Here is a 998-nt window from a genome sequence, read left to right as displayed (position 1 = left end):
TAATGCCGATCAGTTAAGGATCAGTTGACCGATCCAGTGGCTGTGTAAGAATCCGGAAACGCTCACTTGTTTCCGGATTTTTTTATGCACATTGGACAGGCTCTTGATCTGGTATCCCGTTACGATTCTCTGCGTAACCCACTGACTTCTCTGGGGGATTACCTCGACCCCGAACTCATCTCTCGTTGCCTTGCCGAATCAGGTACTGTAACGCTACGCAAGCGCCGTCTTCCCCTCGAAATGATGGTCTGGTGTATTGTTGGCATGGCGCTTGAGCGTAAAGAACCTCTTCACCAGATTGTGAATCGCCTGGACATCATGCTGCCGGGCAATCGCCCCTTCGTTGCCCCCAGTGCCGTTATTCAGGCCCGCCAGCGCCTGGGAAGTGAGGCTGTCCGCCGCGTGTTCACGAAAACAGCGCAGCTCTGGCATAACGCCACGCCGCATCCGCACTGGTGCGGCCTGACCCTGCTGGCCATCGATGGTGTGTTCTGGCGCACACCGGATACACCAGAGAACGATGCAGCCTTCCCCCGCCAGACACATGCCGGGAACCCGGCGCTCTACCCGCAGGTCAAAATGGTCTGCCAGATGGAACTGACCAGCCATCTGCTGACGGCTGCAGCCTTCGGCACGATGAAGAACAGCGAAAATGAGCTTGCTGAGCAACTTATAGAACAAACCGGCGATAACACTCTGACGTTAATGGATAAAGGTTATTACTCACTGGGACTGTTAAATGCCTGGAGCCTGGCGGGAGAACACCGCCACTGGATGATACCTCTCAGAAAGGGAGCGCAATATGAAGAGATCAGAAAACTGGGTAAAGGCGATCATCTGGTGAAGCTGAAAACCAGCCCGCAGGCACGAAAAAAGTGGCCGGGACTGGGAAATGAAGTGACAGCCCGCCTGCTGACCGTGACGCGCAAAGGAAAAGTCTGCCATCTGCTGACGTCGATGACGGACGCCATGCGCTTCCCCGGAGGAGAAATGGCGGA

The 998-nt window shown here is 55.3% G+C and carries 1 protein-coding gene; it reads left to right on the top strand.

Going from position 1 to position 998, the window contains the following annotated elements; genetic code table 11:
• Positions 1–66 precede the first annotated feature (66 nt).
• Positions 67–998, top strand: a 932-nt coding sequence (locus tag ACJHYW_RS25215; RefSeq protein WP_171849031.1) for an IS4-like element IS4 family transposase, incomplete at its 3' end; no start/stop codon positions are given.

This window comes from Escherichia sp. WS3063 (assembly GCF_046486595.1).
Lineage (GTDB): Bacteria > Pseudomonadota > Gammaproteobacteria > Enterobacterales > Enterobacteriaceae > Escherichia > Escherichia coli.
The sequence above is the reverse complement of the archived record's forward strand: the minus strand, read 5'-3'. Positions and strand labels throughout refer to the sequence as shown.